At 68.7% G+C, this 3,185-nt stretch carries 3 protein-coding genes; all 3 read left to right on the top strand.

What is annotated here, in order from left to right; translation table 11 throughout:
* Positions 1-1,968 (top strand): vitamin B12 dependent-methionine synthase activation domain-containing protein (locus tag ACZ597_RS35555; protein ID WP_471339598.1); only part of this gene is annotated, 1,968 nt, incomplete at its 5' end.
* A gap of 37 nt (positions 1,969-2,005) precedes the next feature.
* Positions 2,006-2,947 carry a methylenetetrahydrofolate reductase [NAD(P)H] gene (gene metF, locus ACZ597_RS35550; RefSeq protein WP_471339596.1) on the top strand — a complete coding sequence of 314 codons (942 nt, stop codon included), beginning with the start codon at positions 2,006-2,008 and terminating at the stop codon, positions 2,945-2,947.
* Between the two features lie 28 nt (positions 2,948-2,975).
* Positions 2,976-3,185, top strand: a 210-nt coding sequence (locus tag ACZ597_RS35545; protein WP_471339594.1) for an adenosylhomocysteinase, incomplete at its 3' end; no start/stop codon positions are given.

Genomic DNA, 3,185 nt, shown 5'->3' with positions numbered 1-3,185 from the left:
ACCCTCACCTTCACGATCTGCACCGGCCAGGAGGAGTCGCGGAAGGACGGGATCGCGACGATCGAGTCGATCCGCGAGCTCAAGCGCCGCCACCCCGACGTCCAGACCACCCTGGGCCTGTCGAACATCTCCTTCGGGTTGAACCCGGCCGCCCGCATCCTCCTGAACTCGGTCTTCCTGGACGAGTGCGTCAAGGCCGGCCTGGATTCGGCGATCGTCCACGCGAGCAAGATCCTGCCGATCGCGCGGTTCGACGAGGAGCAGGTCAACACCGCCCTCGACCTGATCTACGACCGGCGCGAGGGCGACTACGACCCCCTCCAGAAGCTGATGGCCCTGTTCGAGGGCGTCAACACCAAGTCGATGAAGGCCGGCAAGACCGAGGAACTCCTCGCCCTGCCCCTGGACGAGCGCTTGCAGCGCCGGATCATCGACGGGGAGAAGAACGGCCTCACAGCCGACCTCGACGAAGCACTGGCGTCCCGGCCGGCCCTCGACATCGTCAACGACACCCTGCTGGAGGGCATGAAGGTCGTCGGCGAGCTGTTCGGCTCCGGCCAGATGCAGCTGCCGTTCGTCCTCCAGTCCGCCGAGGTCATGAAGACCGCCGTCGCCCACCTCGAACCGCACATGGAGAAGACCGACGACGAGGGCAAGGGCACCATCGTGCTCGCCACCGTCCGCGGCGATGTCCACGACATCGGCAAGAACCTCGTCGACATCATCCTCACCAACAACGGCTACAACGTCGTCAACATCGGCATCAAGCAGCCCGTCTCCGCGATCCTGGAAGCCGCCCAGGAGCACAAGGCCGACGTCATCGGCATGTCGGGCCTGCTCGTGAAGTCGACGGTGATCATGAAGGAGAACCTGGAAGAGCTGAACACCCGGGGACTGGCCTCCCGTTTCCCCGTCATCCTCGGCGGCGCGGCCCTGACCCGCGCCTATGTCGAGCAGGACCTCCACGAGATCTACGAAGGCGAGGTCCGCTACGCCCGCGACGCGTTCGAGGGCCTGCGGCTGATGGACGCGCTCATCGCCGTCAAGCGCGGAGTCCCCGGGGCTGCCCTGCCCGAGCTCAAGCAGCGCCGGGTCGCCAAGCGGGACGCTCCCGCCCCCCAGGTCGAGGAGACGGAGGAGAGCGGCGGCCGCTCGGACGTGGCGGTCGACAACCCGGTGCCCACCCCGCCCTTCTGGGGGACCCGCGTCATCAAGGGCATCCCGCTCAAGGACTACGCCTCCTGGCTGGACGAGGGCGCCCTGTTCAAGGGGCAGTGGGGCCTCAAGCAGGCCCGCGCCGGCGGAGCCACCTACGAGGAGCTCGTCGAGAGCGAGGGCCGTCCGCGCCTGCGCGGCCTCCTGGAGAAGCTCCACACCGAGAACCTCCTGGAAGCGGCCGTGGTCTACGGCTACTTCCCCTGCGTCTCCAAGGGCGACGACCTGGTCATCCTCGACGAGAACGGCTCGGAACGCACCCGCTTCACGTTCCCGCGCCAGCGCCGCGGCCGCCGCCTGTGCCTCGCGGACTTCTTCCGCCCGGAGGAGTCCGGCGAGACCGACGTCATCGGCCTCCAGGTCGTCACCGTCGGCTCGAAGATCGGCGAGGCCACGGCCAAGCTGTTCGAGTCCGACTCCTACCGCGAATACCTCGAACTCCACGGCCTGTCCGTCCAACTGGCCGAAGCCCTCGCCGAGTACTGGCACGCCCGGGTCCGCGCCGAGCTCGGCTTCGGCGGCGAGGACCCCGAGAAGGTCGAGGACATGTTCGACCTCAAGTACCGCGGCGCCCGCTTCTCCCTCGGCTACGGCGCCTGCCCCGACCTGGAGGACCGTGCGAAGATCGCCGACCTCCTCCAGCCGGAGCGGATCGGCGTCCACCTCTCGGAGGAGTTCCAGCTCCACCCGGAGCAGTCCACCGACGCCCTGGTGATCCACCACCCGGATGGCACCTACTTCAACGCGCGCTGACCCGACCTCACCGTAACGAATCTCGAAGGATCTCTCCATGGCTGCACAGACCGCGGACCCTCCGCACCGCGCACATCCGGGCCGGCTGCGCGATCTGCTCGTCGCGGGGCAGAGGTCCTACTCCTTCGAGTTCTTCCCGCCCAAGACCCTGGCGGGGGAACGCGGTCTGTGGAACGCCATCCGCCGGATCGAGGCCCTCGCGCCCACGTTCGTATCGGTGACGTACGGGGCCGGCGGTTCGTCCCGCGACCGGACGATCGACGTGACCAAGCGGATCGCGGCGGAGACCACCCTGCGACCGGTCGCGCACCTGACCGCCGTCGGCCACTCGGTCGGGGAGCTGCGCCACATCATCGGCCAGTACGCCAACGCCGGGATCCGGGACGTGCTCGCCCTGCGCGGTGATCCCCCGGGCGACCCTCGCGGCGAGTGGACCCCGCACCCGCTGGGTCTCGACCACGCCAGTGAACTCGTCACCCTCATACGCGAGTTGGGCGACTTCACGGTCGGCGTGGCCGCCTTCCCCGAGCGCCATCCGCGCTCCCCCGACTGGGAGAGCGACATCCGGCAGTTCGTCGCCAAGTGCCGGGCGGGCGCGGACTACGCCATCACGCAGATGTTCTTCGAGGTCGAGGACTACCTGCGGCTGCGCGACCGCGTCGTCGCCGCCGGCTGCGACACACCGATCATCCCCGAGATCATGCCCGCCACCGACGTGCGCCAGATCCGCCGCTTCGCCGAGCTCAGCAACGCGTCGTTCCCCGACGCACTGGCCCGGCGCCTGGAGGCGGCGCGCGACAACCCCGAGGAAGGCCACCGCATCGGTGTCGAGTACGCCACCGCCATGGCCGATCGGCTGCTGGCCGAAGGCGTGCCCGGTCTGCACTACATCACCCTGAACCGTTCGACGGCGACGCTTGAGATCCACCAGAACCTGGGTCTGGCCGAGGCCCGCCCATCGGCCGCGGCCCACCACTGAACCGCCCTCACATCACCACGGAGTAATGATGACAAGCCTGTCCCCCAAGGACTTCAAGGTCGCCGACCTTTCCCTTGCCGCGTTCGGCCGCAAGGAGATCACCCTGGCCGAGCACGAGATGCCGGGTCTGATGTCGATCCGCAAGGAGTACGCCGCGGCGCGGCCGCTGGCCGGCGCCCGTATCACCGGCTCCCTGCACATGACGGTGCAGACCGCCGTCCTGATCGAGACCCTCGTC

Source organism: Streptomyces sp. NPDC040718, from assembly GCF_055593565.1.
The sequence above is the reverse complement of the archived record's forward strand: the minus strand, read 5'-3'. Positions and strand labels throughout refer to the sequence as shown.

Coding starts and splice junctions, on each gene's coding strand:
- metF (WP_471339596.1), top strand. CDS start 2,006: ATGGCTGCACAGACCGCGGACCCTCCGCACCGCGCACATCCGGGCCGG.